The 19,584-nt window shown below is 42.0% G+C and carries 19 protein-coding genes and 1 tRNA gene; 9 read left to right on the forward strand and 11 right to left on the reverse strand.

Annotated elements, in window-relative coordinates; all coding sequences use genetic code 11:
* Nucleotides 1-28: 28 nt before the first annotated feature.
* The 4 genes from ABDD95_RS10990 to ABDD95_RS11005 form a co-directional block, all read right to left on the reverse strand.
* Nucleotides 29-427, reverse strand: coding sequence for a hypothetical protein (locus ABDD95_RS10990; RefSeq protein ID WP_345951939.1), 399 nt, complete (start codon nt 425-427; stop codon nt 29-31).
* A 308-nt stretch (nt 428-735) separates the two neighbouring features.
* Nucleotides 736-1,647 carry an oxygen-dependent coproporphyrinogen oxidase gene (hemF, locus tag ABDD95_RS10995; protein WP_345951940.1) on the reverse strand — a complete coding sequence of 304 codons (912 nt, stop codon included), beginning with the start codon at nt 1,645-1,647 and terminating at the stop codon, nt 736-738.
* A 31-nt stretch (nt 1,648-1,678) separates the two neighbouring features.
* On the reverse strand, nt 1,679-2,974 hold the full coding sequence (locus ABDD95_RS11000; RefSeq protein ID WP_345951941.1) for an MFS transporter: 1,296 nt from the start codon (nt 2,972-2,974) through the stop codon (nt 1,679-1,681).
* Nucleotides 2,975-3,076: 102 nt separating this feature from the next.
* The gene (locus tag ABDD95_RS11005; RefSeq protein WP_345209171.1) at nt 3,077-3,274 is read right to left on the reverse strand and encodes a cold-shock protein; all 198 of its coding nucleotides are present in this window, start codon (nt 3,272-3,274) and stop codon (nt 3,077-3,079) included.
* A gap of 347 nt (nt 3,275-3,621) precedes the next feature.
* On the opposite strand from ABDD95_RS11005, the gene ABDD95_RS11010 reads away from it, so the two are divergent.
* On the forward strand, nt 3,622-5,436 hold the full coding sequence (locus ABDD95_RS11010) for a glycoside hydrolase family 15 protein (RefSeq protein WP_345951942.1): 1,815 nt from the start codon (nt 3,622-3,624) through the stop codon (nt 5,434-5,436).
* On the opposite strand, the gene ABDD95_RS11015 is transcribed toward ABDD95_RS11010, so the two are convergent.
* From ABDD95_RS11015 to mqnE, 5 genes are all read right to left on the reverse strand, one after another.
* Complete coding sequence (locus ABDD95_RS11015; RefSeq protein ID WP_345951943.1) at nt 5,433-7,622, reverse strand: bifunctional alpha,alpha-trehalose-phosphate synthase (UDP-forming)/trehalose-phosphatase; 2,190 nt, start codon at nt 7,620-7,622, stop codon at nt 5,433-5,435. The genes ABDD95_RS11010 and ABDD95_RS11015 overlap by 4 nt on opposite strands.
* Before the next feature lie 147 nt (nt 7,623-7,769).
* Entirely contained in the window at nt 7,770-8,270 is a 501-nt protein-coding gene (locus tag ABDD95_RS11020; RefSeq protein ID WP_345951944.1) for a hypothetical protein, read from the reverse strand.
* A gap of 237 nt (nt 8,271-8,507) precedes the next feature.
* A complete protein-coding gene (locus tag ABDD95_RS11025; RefSeq protein ID WP_345951945.1) occupies nt 8,508-9,251 on the reverse strand; it encodes a menaquinone biosynthesis protein in 744 nt (247 codons plus the stop codon).
* A gap of 9 nt (nt 9,252-9,260) precedes the next feature.
* Nucleotides 9,261-9,881 (reverse strand): histidine phosphatase family protein, encoded by a 621-nt coding sequence (locus tag ABDD95_RS11030; RefSeq protein WP_345951946.1) that lies wholly within the window; start codon nt 9,879-9,881, stop codon nt 9,261-9,263.
* Between the two features lie 2 nt (nt 9,882-9,883).
* Nucleotides 9,884-11,077, reverse strand: coding sequence for an aminofutalosine synthase MqnE (gene mqnE / locus ABDD95_RS11035; RefSeq protein WP_345951947.1), 1,194 nt, complete (start codon nt 11,075-11,077; stop codon nt 9,884-9,886).
* Between the two features lie 175 nt (nt 11,078-11,252).
* Here mqnE and ABDD95_RS11040 point away from each other — a divergent pair, with 175 nt between their 5' ends.
* Nucleotides 11,253-11,924, forward strand: coding sequence for a hypothetical protein (locus tag ABDD95_RS11040; protein WP_345951948.1), 672 nt, complete (start codon nt 11,253-11,255; stop codon nt 11,922-11,924).
* Nucleotides 11,925-12,034: 110 nt separating this feature from the next.
* Here the strand turns inward: ABDD95_RS11040 and alaS are convergent, their stop codons facing one another.
* On the reverse strand, nt 12,035-14,671 hold the full coding sequence (gene alaS / locus ABDD95_RS11045; RefSeq protein ID WP_345951949.1) for an alanine--tRNA ligase: 2,637 nt from the start codon (nt 14,669-14,671) through the stop codon (nt 12,035-12,037).
* Nucleotides 14,672-14,877: 206 nt separating this feature from the next.
* Here alaS and ABDD95_RS11050 point away from each other — a divergent pair, with 206 nt between their 5' ends.
* The 7 genes from ABDD95_RS11050 to ABDD95_RS11080 all read left to right on the forward strand — a co-directional run bounded on the left by ABDD95_RS11050 (nt 14,878) and on the right by ABDD95_RS11080 (nt 19,166).
* Nucleotides 14,878-15,690 carry a PASTA domain-containing protein gene (locus ABDD95_RS11050; RefSeq protein WP_345951950.1) on the forward strand — a complete coding sequence of 271 codons (813 nt, stop codon included), beginning with the start codon at nt 14,878-14,880 and terminating at the stop codon, nt 15,688-15,690.
* Nucleotides 15,650-15,991 carry a rhodanese-like domain-containing protein gene (locus ABDD95_RS11055; protein ID WP_345951951.1) on the forward strand — a complete coding sequence of 114 codons (342 nt, stop codon included), beginning with the start codon at nt 15,650-15,652 and terminating at the stop codon, nt 15,989-15,991. The genes ABDD95_RS11050 and ABDD95_RS11055 overlap by 41 nt, the downstream gene beginning before the upstream one ends.
* A 26-nt stretch (nt 15,992-16,017) precedes the next feature.
* Nucleotides 16,018-17,073, forward strand: a complete 1,056-nt coding sequence (gene mltG / locus ABDD95_RS11060) for an endolytic transglycosylase MltG (protein ID WP_345951952.1) — start codon at nt 16,018-16,020, stop codon at nt 17,071-17,073.
* Between the two features lie 8 nt (nt 17,074-17,081).
* Nucleotides 17,082-17,489 carry a thioesterase family protein gene (locus tag ABDD95_RS11065; protein ID WP_345951953.1) on the forward strand — a complete coding sequence of 136 codons (408 nt, stop codon included), beginning with the start codon at nt 17,082-17,084 and terminating at the stop codon, nt 17,487-17,489.
* 9 nt (nt 17,490-17,498) lie between these two features.
* Entirely contained in the window at nt 17,499-18,476 is a 978-nt protein-coding gene (locus tag ABDD95_RS11070; protein ID WP_345951954.1) for a YihY/virulence factor BrkB family protein, read from the forward strand.
* A 104-nt stretch (nt 18,477-18,580) separates the two neighbouring features.
* Nucleotides 18,581-18,668: transfer RNA gene (locus ABDD95_RS11075), tRNA-Ser, on the forward strand.
* A 249-nt stretch (nt 18,669-18,917) separates the two neighbouring features.
* Nucleotides 18,918-19,166: an Arm DNA-binding domain-containing protein gene (locus tag ABDD95_RS11080; RefSeq protein ID WP_352432938.1), complete on the forward strand. Its 249-nt coding sequence runs from the start codon at nt 18,918-18,920 to the stop codon at nt 19,164-19,166.
* Here ABDD95_RS11080 and ABDD95_RS11085 read toward each other — a convergent pair.
* Nucleotides 19,107-19,439 (reverse strand): hypothetical protein, encoded by a 333-nt coding sequence (locus ABDD95_RS11085; RefSeq protein ID WP_345951955.1) that lies wholly within the window; start codon nt 19,437-19,439, stop codon nt 19,107-19,109. The genes ABDD95_RS11080 and ABDD95_RS11085 overlap by 60 nt on opposite strands.
* Between the last annotated feature and the right edge of the window lie 145 nt (nt 19,440-19,584).

Consider the following 19,584-nt stretch of genomic DNA (forward strand, 5'->3'; position numbering starts at 1 on the left):
TACTTTGCAGAAATGTTACCTTCAAGGCCTACTTCATCTTCGTCCAATGCTCTTCAACCTGCATACCGGTTGGTAATTTGCCTTCCAGAATCAGCGTGTCGTTTTTGATCTGGTAATTGTAGTGTACAGGCACATTGGTCAGTTTTGAAGGCTGGGTTGAGAAGGTTTCGGTTTCGGTACAGGTATTGCCATCAATTTCGTAATCGCCTGCCTGGTACTTTTGCGGTTCACCGCCATCTTCAATCATAACGGCTTCAAACTTTTTATCGGTGTAAGTCCGCTGCAATTGGTACCCCTCTGTGCCTCCCTCTTTTTTTCCGTTGTATACGCCCCCAGCGTATAACCATTTTCCTTCCAGTTTTCCAGAACCGTTGCATGCCGATAATGATATCATAGCTATAGCAGTGAGTATAAGTAATGCTTTCATTTGTATAGAGGCAGATGAATTTCTTAAATAAAAATGCCGCAGCTCAATAAACTGCAGTACAAATAAAGTGTTTTTAATGAAAAAATTTTTGTCTGATATATAACTGTTTAAATTTATCATGCAAAAACTGCCGAAATGCGGCTCTTGCGCTGTACAGAACGATAAGGATTTCAGAAGAGTTTAAAAATTGTTAGTTGTGGTGCAGCAAAAAGGCTGAATAAGAAAAAGCGAAAAAGGATTTTAAGTGTGGCACGGCTTTAAGGTTTATAAGTATTACACACGTCGTATGTATGTAAAGGGTTCAATTGTTAAACCCAGTTAATCCCCTTCTTTAAAAGTTTTAATGTTTTTTCCTCCTCACCACCTGTTTCCGGTTGATAGTTGTAAAGCCACTTAGCGGTTGGAGGCAAACTCATTAAGATGGACTCAATGCGCCCGTTGGTTTCTAAGCCAAACTTAGTGCCGGCATCATATACCAGATTGAATTCTGCGTAACGGCTGCGGCGTTGGTACTGCCACTGCTGTTGCTCTTCAGTAAATTGTTTATTTCGGTTCCGATTAACCAATTCAGTATAAACCGGTGCAAATGATCTGCCAACGGCTTTAGAAAACTCAAATATGGTTTCCCATGTTAAGTCGTCACTGGCAGTTAACCGATCATAAAAAATGCCACCTATACCGCGCGTCTCGTCGCGGTGTTTGATAAAAAAGTAATCATCTGCCCAGGTTTTAAAGCGGTGATAGAAATCAGCATTGAACAAATCACAAACAGATTTCAAGTGGCTATGAAAGAACCGGGCATCTTCTTCAAAAACATAATGAGGCGTTAAATCAATGCCACCACCAAACCAACGCAATGGCTGCCCGCCTTCAATAGAAGATGGCATTTCAAAGTACCGGATGTTCATGTGGATTATGGGTACCATGGGGTGATTTGGGTGGATAACGATAGACACACCAGTTGCAAAAAAGTCATCCTGCTCTACTTTCAAACCTTTCTTTACAGCGTCGGGCAACTTACCATACACGGCCGAAAAATTCACACCGCCTTTTTCCAATATGGTTCCGTTTTGAATTACACGGGTGCGGCCACCGCCGCCGCCGTCTCGTTCCCAAACCTCCTGTTCAAAAGTGGCTACACCATCCAGCGCTTCAAGAGCGCTGCATATTTCATCCTGTATTTGCTGATACTCGCTTGCAATCGTTTCTTTAGTCACCATCGGTACAAAAATGCAAAAAAATGGGCTAATGCTACGCCTTCATTTCAGAAGCGGCGTTGAGATTACCAGCCGGCTCCTCGCCTTCCATGTAATTCAGATCCTTGCCAAAGCTTTCTTTAAGTTGCGTAAGCGCCAATAGTGATATTGCGGTAACAATGCCCATCATCACATAAGAGCTAACAATAATGCTGTTTTTATACCCCTGTGCTGTGAAATATTTTACAAAAAATTCAAAGCTTAAGGTTATCGGAATTAAGAAACCACGTACAAAGTTTGGAACGGTGGTAGTTACCGTTGCACGGATATTGGTACCAAACTGCTCAGACGCCACAGTGACAAATGTTGCCCAGTACCCTATAAAGAATCCGATAAATAAGCATATTGAAATGAAACGCCCTTCTGTAATACCGTGTGCATTTAAATAAAAAACCACACTTACCACCGACATGAGCTGAAATATAAGCATTGTTAAGCGCCTTGATTTGGTAATCTGCGCAAATAAGCCGGCAAACATATCACCAACCGATAAGCCTATATAAGTATACATTACTCCGGTGCCTGCACTTAAAGTTTCAGGTGCTCCCAGCTCCTTGCCTATCTCAGGGGCCTGGGTGATTAAAATACCTACTACAAACCATAGCGGCGTTCCGATCAGGATACAGCATAGGTATTTTATAAAACGTTTCCTGTTGGTGAACAGCATTAAAAAGTTGCCTTTTTCGGTATCGCTCTGCTCTGCCTGCTTAAACATGCCCGACTCAAATGTACCCACCCGCAAAAGTAAAAGCAACAAACCTAAGCCACCTCCTATAAAGTACGCACGCTGCCATCCGTATTTAGCAACAGTAGCCGCTGCTGCTGCACCTAACAATCCCACAACTGCCACAATCATTGTTCCGTAGCCGCGTTTTTCCTTACTCATTGTTTCGCTCACCAGCGTAATGCCAGCACCTAGTTCGCCAGCGAGGCCAACACCGGCTAAAAGCCTTATGATAGCATAAGTTTGATAGTCGGTAGCAAAGCCATTGGCAAAGTTGGCTAATGAGTACAACAAAATGGAGCCAAACAAAACTTTAATGCGGCCAAATTTATCGCCTATTACGCCCCAAAGTATACCACCAACCAGCAAACCAAACATTTGCATGTTAATAATAAATTCACCTTTAGTTCGTATGTCTGTCTCAGCAACGCCAATATCGCGCAGGCTCTGCAAGCGCACTATCGAAAATAACAGCAGGTCATAAATATCAACAAAGTAACCAAGCGCAGCTACTGCCACCAGGAAAATAACGTTTTTATTGCTCTTAGTAATGGATAGATCTTGCATGGGATGTTAGAACGCCTTGTTTATTTTTTGTCGGCAATATAAAAGTTTTGTGCAAAAAAAACCTCTGTTGTCACAGAGGTTTAAGCTAAGTATATTTTAGTTTTATATCTTTTTAACTTTCACGGCCTGCAATCCTTTCCGTCCGTCCTCAACATCATATTCCACACTGTCGTTATCTTTAATGGCATTTACGCCGCCTTCAACGTCTTTAAAATGCACAAATAAGTCCTTTCCATCATCGGTAATAATAAAGCCGTAGCCTTTTTGAGTGTTAAACCACTTAACTTTTCCAGTTTTCATAATTAATAATTGTATAGATTTATAAGAGATTGATAACTAACGCCAAACTGAAAACTATAAGCTCATAGTCAGAAAGGTTACAGCAAATTAAAGTATTTTGTCCAAATATAAAAATTTTAGTATCACACAATAATATTTTTACATTTCCTAAAACTTACAGTTTAAGCTACTGACAACCTGCATATTAAAGTTGTGTTAATTTTAAAGAAACTATGATTTGGCATGTTTTCCTTTGAATTAATAAAGAGAGCGTTATATACTGACTAAAAAGTTACATGCAACATAAATGGTAAATGCTTGTTACCACACTTTGGGCTCGTCATTAAGCCCTTGCAAACACTTGTTAAATGAAGCATACCTACAATACGGGCATAATCGGCAACTGTAACTTTTTAGCACACATTAATAAAAACACAAACGTCGACTGGCTGTGCTGGCCACAGTTCGATAGTACCTTTGTTTTTGGAGGTTTGCTGGATACACAAAAAGGCGGCGAGTTTTCTATACGGCCCGAAGGCGATTACGAGTCTGAGCAGTATTACCTGGAAAACACCAATGTTTTAATCACAGATATTACCATAAAAGACGGCGGGCGCTACCGGATCACTGATTTTGCGCCCAGGTTTCAAGAACATCAGCGCTATTTTAAACCACTAATGTTGGTTCGGAAGGTAGAAGTTTTGGAAGGTGCCCCTCGTATACGTGTAAAATGCGAACCTGTTTCGGACTATGGTGCTGTTAAGCTTGACGTTAACCGCGGCAGCAACCATATACAATATTTGGGTGGTGAAGAAAAAATTCGGTTAACCACTAACATTCCTATAAGTTACGTTTTTGATCACCAATCTTTTGTACTCACGGAAAACAAATACTTGGTGCTTACTTATGGTGAACCTTTAGAGAAGCCATTAAGTAGCACAGTAGAATGGTTTTTAAGAGAAACCGCTCACTACTGGCGTACCTGGATAAAGCATTCGTCTATCTCTGGCTTTTATCAGGAGTATGTGATTCGGTCTGCCCTTGCGCTTAAAATACATCAGTATGAAGATACTGGTGCCATTATTGCGGCAAGTACAACGAGCCTGCCCGAATCTCCCGGAAGCGGCCGTACCTGGGATTACCGCTATTGCTGGCTGCGTGATACGCATTATGTTATTAGTGCATTGAGCCATATAGGTCATTTTGAGGAATTGGAACGGTACTTCAATTATGTTACAGATATTTCATTCGCTGATGATGAGCGGTACCAACCCTTGTATGGCATTACAGGTAAAAAGGAACTTACAGAACGCATTCTTGAATTAGATGGGTATGAAGGTAACAAACCTGTGCGTATAGGCAACCAAGCCGCCGAACATATCCAAAACGATATTTACGGACAGGTGATGATTTCTGTTTTGCCGTTATACACCGATCATCGCTTTATTTTTGATGAACGTAAAGATTCAACTAAATGGCTGGATTACCTTCTCAGTAAAGTAGAACGCACCATTGATGAAAAAGACGCCGGCATATGGGAGTTCAGGAACATGGCCAATATACATTGTTACACTAACCTTTTTCAGTGGGCAGGCGCTTGCGCAGCCGAGAAGATGGCCAGGACCATTAATAACCCGGATCTTATAAAACGTGCTATTGCTTTAAAAAACCGTGCCGCCACGCACATCGAAAATTGTTATGACCCGGTTAGAAAGGTGTACACCAACGCTGTGGGAAGCCCATATTTAGATGCGAGCACTCTTCAGCTCATTATGATGAATTACCTTGACCCACACTGCCAACGAGCAAAGGACCATTTAATAGCCCTTGAAAAAGAATTAAAAACAGAAAGCGGATTATTTTACCGCTACCTACATGCCGATGATTTCGGGAGGCCGAAAACCACTTTTCTGGTCTGTGCCTTTTGGTATATAGAGGCCCTGGCCTGTGTTGGCCGGTTAGATGATGCTGTACGCGAGTTTGAAAACATTGTTCAGCACTCTAACCACCTGCAGTTATTCAGTGAGGATGTTGCTGAAGAAGATGGCAGCCAGTGGGGCAATTTTCCGCAAGCATACAGCCATGTTGGATTAATGAACGCCGCATACCGTATTGCTATGAAATTAGATAAGCCTATCTTTCTACAAAACAATGGTTCAGACCTAAACGAAACTAAAATTTAATACACCGTTACATCTGACGTTAATGCCTTGAGCAAATTGCGGACCTCTGTAGGGTTACGTACGTAAAACTTGGCAGCTGATGCTCCTGTGCCCACTTTTATAGTAATTGCTTTATCTGGTAATGACTTAAACAGATCCTCATCTGTTAAATCATCGCCAAAGCCCATAATAAAATCGTAATCTTTTTGCTCAACAAGGGTTAGCGCCGCTTTACCCTTGTTTACGTCAATATTTTTCACCTCCACAACCTTATCACCAGGCAGTAATTGCAATCCTTTGTCGGTAGCTAAAAATTTAAGTGTATTTATGAGCTCATTTGCTCTTAACTCGCCAAGACCGCGTTCTGCTTTGCGATAATGCCACGCCAGTGAATAGGTTTTTTCCTCAATGAAAGAACCAGGTGTACGGTCTACGTATTTTTCCAGCACGCCAAAAATGTCCTTTTTCCAACTGGTTGACAGGCCGCTGGTTTTATACCACTCCATGCCTTGCTGCTTAAACCATGCACCATGTTCGGCAATTAGGTAAATGTTTTTGTCCCCAAACCACTCGCCCAGGTTTTCGTGTTTGCGACCGCTAATAATAACCAGGTGATTGTTAGGATCTGAAGAAAGCTGAGTAAGAATATCGTATAGTTCAGCATCCGGCCGCGCTTGGTCAACATTAGGTTTAAAGCCAACCAGTGTACCGTCGTAATCTAAAAATATGATACGTTTACTGGTATCATGGTAACGATTAACGATAGATTGTGCGGTAGCCGAGTGAACATGCCGTGTTTGCATTGACCGTTGCATTGCCTTTACTTCATTCAAGCGTTCCATGAATAAAGCAACCCAATGGGTAACGTTAAATTTGGCCACTACACTACGCATTTGTTTCATGCGGCGCGTTTGCTCATCTAAAGGCATATTAAGTGCCTCTATTATTGCATCTTTAACCTGAACTATATTGTTAGGATTAACCAGCAATGAATCAATAAGTTCCTTAGAAGCACCTGCCATTTCACTTAATATTAAAACGCCATCATCCCGCGTACGGCTGGCTACATACTCTTTACTTACCAGGTTCATACCATCGCGCATGGGCGTTACCAGGCAAACCTCAGCGGTACTATAAAGCGCAACCAGCGTTTCAATGGGCAACGACCGGTAGTAATAACTTATGGGTGTCCATTCTATAGAGCGATACCGTGCATTTATATTACCTACTTTTTTATCAATCTGATCCCGAAGATGCGCGTACTGCGCCACCGTATCTCTTGATGGTACAACAACCATGTAAAGTGTTACTTTACCTACATATTCTGGGTTTTCATCCAACAAGAGCTCAAACGCTTGTAGGCGCTGTAAAATGCCTTTGCTATAGTCCAGCCGGTCTATAGAAAGGATTAACTTATTGTCTTTATAAATGTCGTTAATTTGCTTGGATTGATTCTGCACTTCGGTGGTGCCCGTAAGTTCGGCATATTTCTTTTCGTCAATACCCATCGGGAACGACTCTACTATTACTAAACGTTCATCGCAAGTAATGGTGTTAGAAGATACCTGGTAAGGTAATATGCGACTTACAGAACTCAGGAAGTGCCGTACATCATCAAAAGTGTGAAAACCGATAAGATCAGCTCCCAGCATTCCTTCGAGCAATTCCATCCGCCATGGTATAAGTCTGAACATCTCATGAGACGGAAATGGTATATGAAGGAAGAAGCCGATAGATACATCTGGCCTTGCTTGACGTATTAACGACGGCAGTAGCAGTAACTGGTAGTCATGCACCCAAATGGTGTCGCCCGGTTCTGCAATGCTGAGCACCACATCCTTGAATTTTTCGTTTACACTTTTGTAGTATTCCCAGTTTGAGGGGTTGTAGGTTGCATACGTTGATGCGTAGTAATGAAAAACCGGCCACAGTACCTCGTTAGAAAAACCCTCATAAAACTCGCTAATGTCTTCTTGCGTTAAATAGACCGGCATCAGGCTTAAATCGGCCAGTTGATGGGTAACTTGATCTTGTTGCTCGTGCGCAATAACCTGTCCGGGCCAGCCAATCCAAACATTGTCATTCTGCTTATAAACTGAGCCAAGGCCGGTGGCAAGTCCGCCCTCGCTTGGCATCAGTTTCAATCCTTCTTCACTTTCCTGTATCTTAACCGGCAGCCGGTTAGCTACAATAATTACTTTTGGCATAATACGAAACGTTTGCTTGCTTATATAAAGCGCTTAAGCCAAAACTTGTTTGCCGTTTTTTTGATGGATATTGAATATGAAAGACAACAAAAAAGCCACACCGTTAAGGCGTGGCTCACATTATATATAGATGAGTTGAATTAACTATTAGTTTTTGCTTAATAGCTCAACTGCTGAAGAAGGGGTGATTCTTAAAGTAGCTTGTTTGTCAGCTTTGTACAGGCTCAAAAGGTATACTTCGTCGTCAGCTACGTTGATTGCAGTAAGACGTGAAAGAGCTGAAGAAGGAGCATCTGCATATTGGAAACGAATAAGTTCTTTTACATGGTAACCTTCGTATTCTTTGGCAATTTGTTTTTTTGCGTGTGCAGGCAAAGTAGTGTAAGATACGGCTTCTGTATGACCAAGGTATTTACCATTCAGATCATAGTAAGCAGCCATCTTAACTTTGTTAGAGGTGAACTCAACTTTTTCAAAAGAATCAGTTACGGTCCAGGTTGCATCTTTTGCATCGTTAAACTCGTATTCGAATTGACGAATAACGTGATAAGGAACCTTGTTCGAATCATCTGTTTTTTTACCACCATCGGCAAAAGCGCTTAAAGTGAATATGGCGAACAAAGCGCTAAATAATGTTAACTTTTTCATAATGTTCTAAATTTGCGTTGTATTAAATTTTAAATCCGCAACAAATTTACAACTCAAATAACAAATTGATAAACTTATTTGAACTTTTATGATAATTTCATAAAATTAGGCTTTACAACTTGGCATTTTAAAATTAAACCGATTTCATCACGATGAAATTTAAATATTGTTAATAAAAACACATCATAGAAATCAAAATGCTACCAAAACAATGAAATACTTACTGATTTGCTAAAACTATAGTTGTTTTATGTAATCTAAAAACAAGTAAAGGGCCTGCTTTTTGGCTTCCGTAAGCGGATAGTCAATCTTATGCATCAAATAGTCCTTTAGATCAAAATCGGTCCGCATTTCCATTTCTTTAAATAACTCATTGCGGTGATCCAGGCCATACTGCAATGATTGATTAAAATCATTAATAAATGATTGAGAAATGGGCTTGTTGGCTATCCATGCAGCAAATGTAAAAGGCAGCCCAGTAAATTTTGTCCACTCCGCGGCAAGGTCATATACATATAAGTAAGCGCTTGCCTTACCAAAGGTACGGTCACCTATTTGTACAAACGCCGTGGTCGAATCAGTCGACTTACTATAATCACATGCTGCAACAACCATCTCGGGCTGTAGCTTCCAATAATTTTTTAGTAGAACCTTTGCCAGGTTATTTGAAGACCGTGATTCTGGATCGAGCTGTAAAGTTTTAACCTGTTCTATCGGACAGTTGCTAAAAATAAAAACGGAGTTAACAGCTCCTACCGCACCAATGCAGTAGTCAGAAACTAAATGCCACTCGGGTAGGTTAAGCGTAGCGGCTACAGGTATGAGGCCAATATCAACTGTATCATCTATTAATTTCTGAGCACAATCTGCTGGTATATCTAAACTCAGGTCAATTTGGTTAATGATATCAGTGTGCTGTATACCGTATAAAAAAGGTTTGGTGTTAGTATAACTAACAGCCGAAATTCTAATTTTTTTCAAGAAATTAAACTAGTGAATTTGCAAATGGATGGCATTGTTAAAATCGGCTATGTCGAACCGGCTGCCATCATAAGTTACTTTGTAAAGAACAAGATTCTGATGCGGGAAATCTTCCATGTGGATAAGCGACTTATCTGTTAACAGACACAAAAATAAGCGCAAAGCGCGGCCATGCATGCAAATCAGCACGTTCTTTTCTTCCGGCCGGCTCATGATGATTTCTAAAGCTTCTTTCTGCCGTTCCTGAACTTCGTTAGGACTCTCCCCTCTTTCGAACTTTGAATCAAGACGACCGGCTGTCCAGTCGCGCATTAGCTTAAAAAAGGCCGATTTAGTTTCAGGTGTGCTGGGCTGACCTTCGTGGATACCCCATGCAAGCTCATCCAAACCCGATAGCTTTTCAAAAGGAATGCCGGCATCAATAAACTGCTGGATGCTTTGTTGTGTGCGCTTAAGGGTAGATATATAAATTTTATCAAAGGCAACATACTTATAGGCATTGTAAAACATATTGGCCTGTAATCGGCCCTCATCATTCAGGTCGGTATCCATGCCCCGGCCTTGTACAATGCCCCTTTTATTCAAATCTGTTTGCCCATGACGGACAATATATAGCGTTTTTTCAGTCATGCTTAATTAATAACCGGTAACTTATAAAACTGTGGTTTCACCTCTTCCGCAAACACATAGTCGTTATAATCGGTAATTACGTTGTATAAAGTATCGCGTTCAATTGGATGGCGGCCAACATGCTTAATCAATTCAACAAGCTGTTTGGTACTCATACCCGGGTTTTGCTCCTCTGCACCTGCCATTGAATAAATTTTGGTGGTATCGTCCAGGGTGCCGTCTATATCATCAACCCCAAAGCTAAGGGATAATTGCGCAGTAGTGCGGCTAATCATGGCCCAATAGGCTTTAATGTGATCAAAATTGTCCAGATAAATCCGGGCTATAGCATAGTTACGCAAATCTTCTATCACAGATGATTCTGCAACGTTAGACATTTGATTATCCTTATTGCGGAACTTTAATGGAATAAAAGTTTGGAATCCGTGCGTGTGGTCCTGCAACTGGCGCAGTCGTTCCATATGGTCAACCCGGTGCCAGTACTCCTCTATGTGACCATAAAGCATAGTAGCGTTTGAGCGCATGCCCAGCTTATGCCATTCTTCATGTATTTGTAGCCACTGGTCACCTGTACACTTGTCTTTCGCTATTTGGTCACGTACTTCCGGATGGAAAATCTCAGCGCCACCACCAGGCATTGATTCCAGGCCGGCTTCTTTCATGAGGCGCATACCAGTGGCATAATCTACCTTAGCTTTTTTGAAAATGTAGTGGTATTCAACTGGGGTAAGCGCTTTTACATGCAGATCCGGGCGGTGCGTTTTAATGGCACTAAATAGTTGCTGGTAAAATGGCATATCATACTGAGGCAAAACACCACCTACAATGTGTACCTCGGTAACCGGCTCGTTATCGTACTTTTTAACAATGTTGAGCATATCGTCCATAGTATACTCCCACCCTTCAGAGCGTTGCTTGATGAGACGAGAATAAGAACAGAACTTACAATCGTACACACAAAGGTTAGTAGGCTCGATATGGAAGTTACGGTTAAAGTAAGTGGTGTTACCGTGACGCGCCTCACGAATGTAATTAGCTAATATACCCAGGTAACTAAGCTCGCCTTTTTGATATAAAGTAACGCCCTCATCAAAAGTAATGCGCTCGCGGTTAAGTACTTTTTGGGCGATGTGTTTCAGATCATCAGCTAAACGGGTATCTTGGAGTAATACCCTTACTTGTTGTTCAGCATCCATGTATTCGTTTTTGATGCTGCAAAGGTAATAAATAGGTGGGGTTAGTGTATCAGTTGTTTGTAACATTGTGCCGGCCCCCAACTTGGGTTATTATCAAAGGCTAATTATTATCTTAGTTTTACCGAATTCTAAGAATCCCATTAAATTAGGATGTAAGAATCTAACCTCAGTCATCATGAAAAAAGCAGTCCTGGTAGTAGTTGCACTTAGCGTGGCTTTGTTATCGAAAGCGCAAAATAAGCTGTTTACGGCACGCTTAGCTAAGCCCTGTACAACCGATTTTACGTTCGCTGCTGATACGTCTGCTAAAAATAATTTTAAAATAGCTGGCCTCGATTCGTTGTTCAAGCCCGTACCAGACGAACTATTCGAATTTAGATTATATGAAATGGGATTGTCTGTTCAGTCTCAAGCCGCCTTCATCATGACCTTTACCAAAAACAAGACTTGGGAAATTCGTTACTTTAATCATTATGATGATGAAGGAAATTTGACCAAAAACCTGCGAGAACGCCACGTGGGCACAACCTATGCCGATAATTTGTGGTGTATGCTAACCCAACTTGAGGTGCTCACTTTACCCGACCATAATAGATTACGCCCTCAAATGATCCACCTTGAGCTGGACACCGCCAACCTGCCTTACAGCTTGGAACGCCGAACCGAAATGACAGACGGAATGTATTACCATTACAGTCTGCGTACACAGGGCAGGCAGCGTAGTTACGGCTATGGCAATCCAAATGCTTCACTAAAGCAGTATGCAAATGTGCGTGAGTTGTACAATGCAAGCGCTATAATAGCTGTTATCAAAAAGTATGTAAACCGTCCTGCAGTCGTGTATTAGTATCCTTTATATTTTGCATCCTAACACGACTTAATTAAAGGAAAAAGCCTTGTACATTGTTGCGTTAACAATTATACAAGGCTTTGTAAATAAATAAACGCAGATTTAGCTTACACGAATGTTCGTGCCTTAGTTAATACCCGCTCCAATCCACTTACGTCCTTACCGCCAGCTGTAGCAAAAAACGGCTGACCTCCACCTCCGCCTTGTACTTCTTTGGCCAATTCGCGTACAATGTTGCCTGCATTTAAGCCGCGGTCTTTCACCAAATTTTCTGCAATCATAACGGTAATGTTGGGTTTCCCCTCAATGTCGGCAACAAGTACCAGGAACAGGTCGCTTACCATATCTTTCAGCTGGTAAGCCAGCGTTTTGATGGCATCGGCATTAGGCAGTGCTACCTTTTGTGCTATTAGGTTGATGCCATTCAACGGCTCTGCTTTTTGTGCAAGTTCGGTTTTTAAGCCGGCCGCTTTTTCCATAACCGATTTCTCGATCTCCTTCTTCAAACGGCTATTTTCTTCCAGCAAGCCTTCAATACTTTTAGCTATATCTTTCGGGTTTTTCAGTAACTCTTTAAGTTGCTGCATAAGTTGTGTTTGCTCGTTAATATAGCTTTCCACTGCTGCACCAGTAATCGCTTCGATACGGCGCACGCCGGCAGCAACTGCACTTTCACCGGTTATTTTAAAAAGTCCAATTGAACCGGTAGCTTTAACGTGAGTACCACCACAAAGTTCTTTCGAAAAATTATCGTCAAAGGTAATTACACGCACAAAATCGCCATATTTTTCGCCAAACAGTGCTGTTACACCGCTGTCTAATGCCTGCTGGTAAGGTACGTTACGTTCTTCTTTCAGCAATATATTTTCCCGTATTTTTTGGTTGACAATGGCTTCAATCTGCGCCAGCTCTTGGTCGGTTACTTTGCTGAAGTGCGAAAAATCGAACCGGAGATAATCGCCGTTCACCAGTGAGCCTTTTTGATTTACATGATGGCCGAGTACCTGTTTCATGGCTGCATGCAGCAAATGCGTGGCTGTATGATTGCTTTCTATACTTCGTCTGCGTTCAGGGTCAACATACGCAGTCAGGGCATCATCGATGGTTGCAGGCAGGGTATCAGCAAAGTGGACAATAAGGCCGTTTTCTTTCTTGGTATCGGTTATCTTTACAATTTCACCATCAGGGAAAATCAAATCTCCGGTGTCGCCTACCTGACCGCCGCTCTCGGCATAAAAAGGAGTTTTATCCAGCACCAGTTGAAATTGCTCTTTGCCTTTTGCTTTTACCTTGCGGTACTTTGTTATATGCGCTACGCTCTCAGTTTCATCGTAGCCGGTAAAGGTTACATGATCATCTTCTTTTAACAAAATCCAATCGCCGGTGTCAATAGCAGTTGCAGCACGTGAGCGGCTTTTTTGTTGCTCAAGGGCTTTATTGAACCCTTCTACATCAACAGTAAAACCTCTTTCACGTGCCATCAGTTCCGTTAAATCTAAAGGAAAACCGAAAGTGTCAGATAGTTCAAAGGCAAATCCCCCACCTATTATATTGTCATTTGCAAAGGCTACAACTTGTTCAAACTGTACTATGCCATTTTGAAGCGTCCTCAAAAACGCAATCTCTTCCTCCAAAACGACTTTCTGCACAAAATCTTTTTGACTAAATAACTCATCAAAAACGCCTTCGAACTGATTGGCTAATAAAGGAACTAATTGATTCAAAAACGGCTCTTTAAAGCCCAGGTACTGGTAAGCATAACGCACAGCACGGCGTAAAATACGGCGAATCACGTATCCCGCCTTGTTGTTTGACGGCAACTGTCCATCAGCAATGGCAAAGCTAATAGCCCGTATATGATCGGCCATTACTCGCATAGCTACAGCCTCATTCCATCCTTCAGTTCCTGGTGTAGCGTCTGCATTGTAGGATTTTCTGCTTTTGTCTGATAAAAACTGTATCAGTGGCTGGAAAACGTCAGTATCATAATTAGATGTTTTGCCTTGTAGCACCCGCACCAAGCGTTCAAAGCCCATACCCGTATCCACATGGCGAGCAGGCAAAGGCTGCAATGAACCATCCTTTAAGCGGTTGAACTGCATAAACACGTTATTCCATATTTCAATAACGTTAGGATCATCAGCATTTACCAAGTTAGCGCCGCTTACTTTAGACCGCTCCTCGTCAGTACGGCCATCAAAATGTATTTCAGAACATGGTCCGCAGGGGCCGGTCTCCCCCATTTCCCAAAAATTATCTTTTTTGTTACCCGGTAAAATATGGTCTTCGCTTACATATTCTTTCCAAAAATCGTAAGCCTCAGTATCTTTCGCCAAACCTTCTTTTTCGTCGCCTTCAAAATAAGTTACGTAAAGGCGGTCTTTATCTAACTTGTAAACACTGGTAAGCAGTTCCCAGCTCCAGTCAATGGCTTCCTTTTTAAAATAGTCGCCGAAGCTCCAGTTGCCCAACATTTCAAACATGGTGTGGTGATAGGTGTCTACCCCTACTTCTTCCAAATCGTTATGTTTGCCCGATACGCGCAAACAACGCTGTGTGTCGGCCACACGTGATGCTTTGGCTGGCGCCTCACCTAAGAATATATCTTTAAACTGGTTCATGCCGGCGTTGGTGAACATCAGCGTCGGGTCGTTCTTAACCACAATTGGTGCCGATGGTACAATTGTATGGCCCTTTGAGGCAAAAAAATCCAGAAAAGCCTGGCGTATCTGTTGAGCAGTCATAGCTGCAAAGATAAAGCTTTAGAGCCAAGAGCCAAGCGCCGTGAACCAAGACTTATCGTATTGTTCCCCACTTTTTAACTCACCATATCTTTAGCTGATTAGTAACCATCTGTAATGCTGTGTCTTGGCCCTTGGTTCTTGTCTCTTGTTTCAATTTTCCCTATGTTTGACAGTTAATTTAAGCTATTACTACTTTACAGCTGCAGATGAGTAAATTCTGGACTTATTTAAAAACCAAAGACTTTAGAAATCACCTTATAGGCGCAGCCGGATCGGTGCTGGCCGTAATACTGATTGCTTATCTTAGCTTAGGGTATTACACCCGTCATGGCTCAGGTATACCGGTACCTAAACTTAAAGGTTTAAGTATTGATCGCGCTACTGCTATATTAGATGAGCAGGGCTTCCGCTACCAAATAGATTCTGTTTATGTGCAAGACCAGCCGCCGGGTACCGTATTAGAGCAAGATCCGGATGCAGGCACAAATGTTAAAGAAAACCGTACCATTTACTTAACAATGGTTACCACCCAAGCCCCGTCTGTTGGTCTGCCCGATCTGGAGCAGAGCACTTACCGTGAGGCTGTGGCCATATTATCAAACAATGGCTTGAAAGTGGGTGATACCACTTACGCATCTGACATTGCCCGAGACCGTATCTTGGAAGTGCGTTTTAATGGCCAGGTTATTCATACCGGTCAAAAATTACCCAAAGGTTCACGCTTAAGCCTGGTGTTGGGAGATGGCGCGGGTGCCAACGAAGTGGATATACCCGATCTGTTAAACCAGGATTTGGATGCGGCCCGTTTTGCCATACGCGGGGCTGGCCTATCAATAGGTACCATTACTTACGAGGGAAGCATAACCGACTCAACCAATTTGGTAGTGGTATCGCAGTTCCCCATGCGTACCGATTCTACCGCTAAAACCAGCATAGGCACACGTGTTAATTTGACTGTTACACAAGCTAAAACAACCAATGAGCCACAGCAGCAGCAGCAACAACAACAACAGCCCTAACCCGGATATTAAAGCCGGTGAACTGCTAGAACGCTTGCAACGCGGCGAGGTTTTGCATTTGCTTGATGTAAGGGAACCTATTGAATACCATACGCATAACATTGGGGGTACCAATATTCCTTTAGGGCAACTGCATAGCCAGCTCGATGAACTGGAGTGGAACACGGACGATGAAATTATTGTGATTTGCAAGGCGGGCGTACGCAGCCGAACAGCGCAATCAATTTTGCAACAAAACGGTTATGAGCATATACGCAATCTAACCGGCGGATTGCTGGCCATACAACGACTTAAACATTAATACCTATAAAAAACCATACATCTGTTATGTCTACCGAAAAAACGTCATCAGGCGGCACAACTAAAAAATTCTTCATTGCCCTGTTGGCTATCATCATACTGGGGCTAGGCATAACCGGCGTAGTATATTATTTGCGCTGGTTTGGACCCAATGTAACTGATAAGCAGGAATACCTTTATATCCATACCGAAGCCACTTTTGATGATGTTTACCAAACTATACGGGAAGAAGGTATTGTAAAGGATACCGCCACGTTTTTGTGGTCAGCTCACAATATGCACTATGTTGGCCGGGTAAAGCCAGGTAAGTACCGCCTTAAACAAGGCATGAGCAACCGTAAGCTTATTAATATGCTGGCATCTGGCGCCCAGGAGCCGGTTGACTTGAAGTTTCGTGGTTTGAGACTAAAGCCGCAGTTTGCGGGTTACGTATCTAAGCAAATAGAGCCTGACTCCATTGCCATTATCAGTTTGCTGGACTCGGCAAAGTTTGTGGAAAAGTATGGTTTTACCACCGAAAACGTTTACACCATGTTTTTGCCCAATACTTACCAGATGTATTGGAACACCACCGCCGAAAAGTTTTTTGAGCGGATGCATGCGGAGTACACTAAATTTTGGACGGCTGATCGCAAGCAAAAAGCAGCTGAACTAAATCTTACCCCCATTCAGGTGTCTATATTGGCATCAATTGTTGATGCTGAGGCTTTACATGACGACGAGATGCCCACAATAGCCGGTTTGTACCTTAACCGTTTAAAACGCGGTATTAAGCTTGAGGCCGATCCTACGGTTATTTACGCTACCGGAGATTTTACTATTAAGCGTGTGTTGAACAAATATTTAAACACGCCATCGCCATATAACACTTACCGCGTTAGCGGTTTGCCCCCAGGTCCCATCATGATGCCCTCGGTAAATGCAATTAAGGCAGTGTTAAATCACAAAGAGCACAATTATATTTACATGTGTGCCAAAGAAGATTTTTCGGGCTACCACAACTTTGCCACCAATGTGGCCGAACATATGGCCAATGCACGCCGCTTTCAGCAGGCTTTAAATGAACGTGGCATTAAACGCTAAACTGTCTCATGTTTGTTCACACCACTAAACTACGCGTACGCTACGGCGAAACCGACCAAATGGGCTACATGTACTACGGCAACTACGCGGAATTTTTTGAAGTAGGCCGTGTGGAAATGCTGCGCAGCCTGGGCTTAACCTACCGCTGGATGGAAGAGACCGGCGTTATGATGCCTGTGCTTGAAATGAAGTGCCGGTATTTAAAACCCGCCTTGTATGACGAAGAGATTAGCATACAGGTAAGCATGGAAAAGATGCCAGGTATAAAGATTCATTTTAAGTATGAATTATATAACGAGAAACAGGAACTGATACATGTGGGCGAAACGCTGCTGGCATTCATCAATATGAAGACGAATCGGCCGAGTTTACCGCCGCAAGAATTTTTAGATAAAGTGAAGCCCTATTTTGCGTAAATTTGGTTGATGGATTGGCTGCACCGATTACTGCTTAAAACGAGTTTATACAGGGGATTTTTAGAGTGGACTAAATCGGTGATATTGCCGGGTTTTAGGCCGCTGCCTTTATATACCATCGGTGTTTTCTTTTTTGGCGAGCTTAAGAAAAGCTCACTCATTAACCGCGCATCATCGTTAGCTTATAACTTTATGCTCGCTTTTTTTCCGGCCACCATATTTTTGTTTACGCTTATCCCCTTTGTACCTATTGATAGATTTCAGGAGACGTTACTTAACCAGATAACGGTTATTCTACCTCATGATGCGTCGAAAGCGTTTGAAAGCACCATGAAGGATATCATCAAAAATCAAAATGGAAAATTACTTTCGGTAGGTTTTGCATCAGCCCTATATTTTGCATCAAACGGCGTTTATAACCTAATGCAGGCCTTCAACAAGTCATCTCTTATCCTGGAGTCGCGCAGTTGGATCAAACGTCGGCTGGTATCTATTACATTAACTATAGTAATTAGCTTTTCATTGTTGCTCGCGGTATCTATATTAATAGCCGGCCAGGCCCTGCTTAAATTTTTGCAATCGCACATGTTTACCAGCTGGCACTTTTGGCTGTGGCTTATATCACTTACGCGGTGGGTCATTGTAGTAATGATCTTCTTTGTAGTGGTATCGTTGTTGTACCGTTATGGCCCGGCGCATAAGAATCGCTGGAAATTTTCGAGCCCGGGTTCTATACTAGCTACTACCCTTGCGGTACTCACCTCGCTTGGGTTCTCTTACTACATCAATAACTTTTCATCCTACAACAAAATTTACGGTTCTATAGGAACGCTTATCGTAATGATGATATGGTTGTACCTCAATTCCCTGATTATTTTAATCGGATTTGAGCTAAATGCAAGCGTTGATTTGTCGAAACGGAGCATCAAAATCGTAAAACCCAAGGTAAATACGTTCCGTACTAACAAAATAAAGCAGGTGTATTAAATTTAATTTACTGATAATAAATACGTTAAATAGCCGTTTAAAAATATCTAAAAAAAATGCATTTCAAATTTGCCAATTCGCTCCGGATTTGTACTTTTGTCCCCGGAGAGTTGGCAGAGTGGTCGATTGCGGCAGTCTTGAAAACTGTTGACTGTAACAGGTCCTGGGGTTCGAATCCCTAACTCTCCGCCAAAAGCATTTAAAAAGTGTATAAAGCCCTTTAATTGAAAGATTAAAGGGCTTTTTCTTTGCCATTACCTACCAAAACTCGCATCTAATCGCAAAACTCTTTTGCGTCATTCGTAGAGTCTTTTCAAAATCAGGCTAAAAAACAAAAAGACTCTAGGATTGGCTTATAACCAACTGTATTACAGCATATTTAAGAGATAGACATCTTGTGATATAGCCGGTTCAAACGTAATTTTGTTAACCTTTTTATTAATGTGTTATGCTGGAAAAGAGCTTTGGATTGATGTTTTTCTTAAAACAACCAAAAATCAAATTGAGACCTTGAGGTCCATTTATGTTAAGATAACTGTAGACGGGAAGGCTACCGAACTGTCTACAAAACGTAAATGTGAATTGTCGCGCTGGAGTACCGCGGCCGGTAGGGCGTCCGGAAATAAAGAATCAACAAAGGAGCTGAACTATTATCTTGATACCTTGGTATTCACTACTCAGGTATTGTAGCTTTTCGCTAACCTCGGCGTGCCTCTTAGCCAAATCGCTGGAACCCGATTTGGCCGTCTGTATCTGTTGATTTTTCCTCGTAATGTCCTTCAGTTGTTTGTCAAGTGTAACAAGAATTTCGTTAAGGCTTGCATAGTTCCCATTCAGCAGGCGGGTTTGTAGCTGGAGTTTTTGAATCTTATCTGGGCTTAGTTCAGTAGTAAACGTTTCATTCAGATTGGCTGTATGAAGATTGTAATAAGCAGTGATGGACGTAAAGGTCTCAATTGTCAAAGACTCGAGTTCCTTAAGAAATGAGGCAAGTTCATTTAAGTTTAAATCGTCATCAGGATATTGATGTTCTTGATTCTCACCAGTAATATATATATTGTTGTACTTTGCTTATCTTGGTTGCAAAGTTTACTACAGAATTAACCAC

It is taken from the genome of Mucilaginibacter sp. PAMB04274 (assembly GCF_039634385.2).
Taxonomy (GTDB): Bacteria; Bacteroidota; Bacteroidia; order Sphingobacteriales; family Sphingobacteriaceae; genus Mucilaginibacter.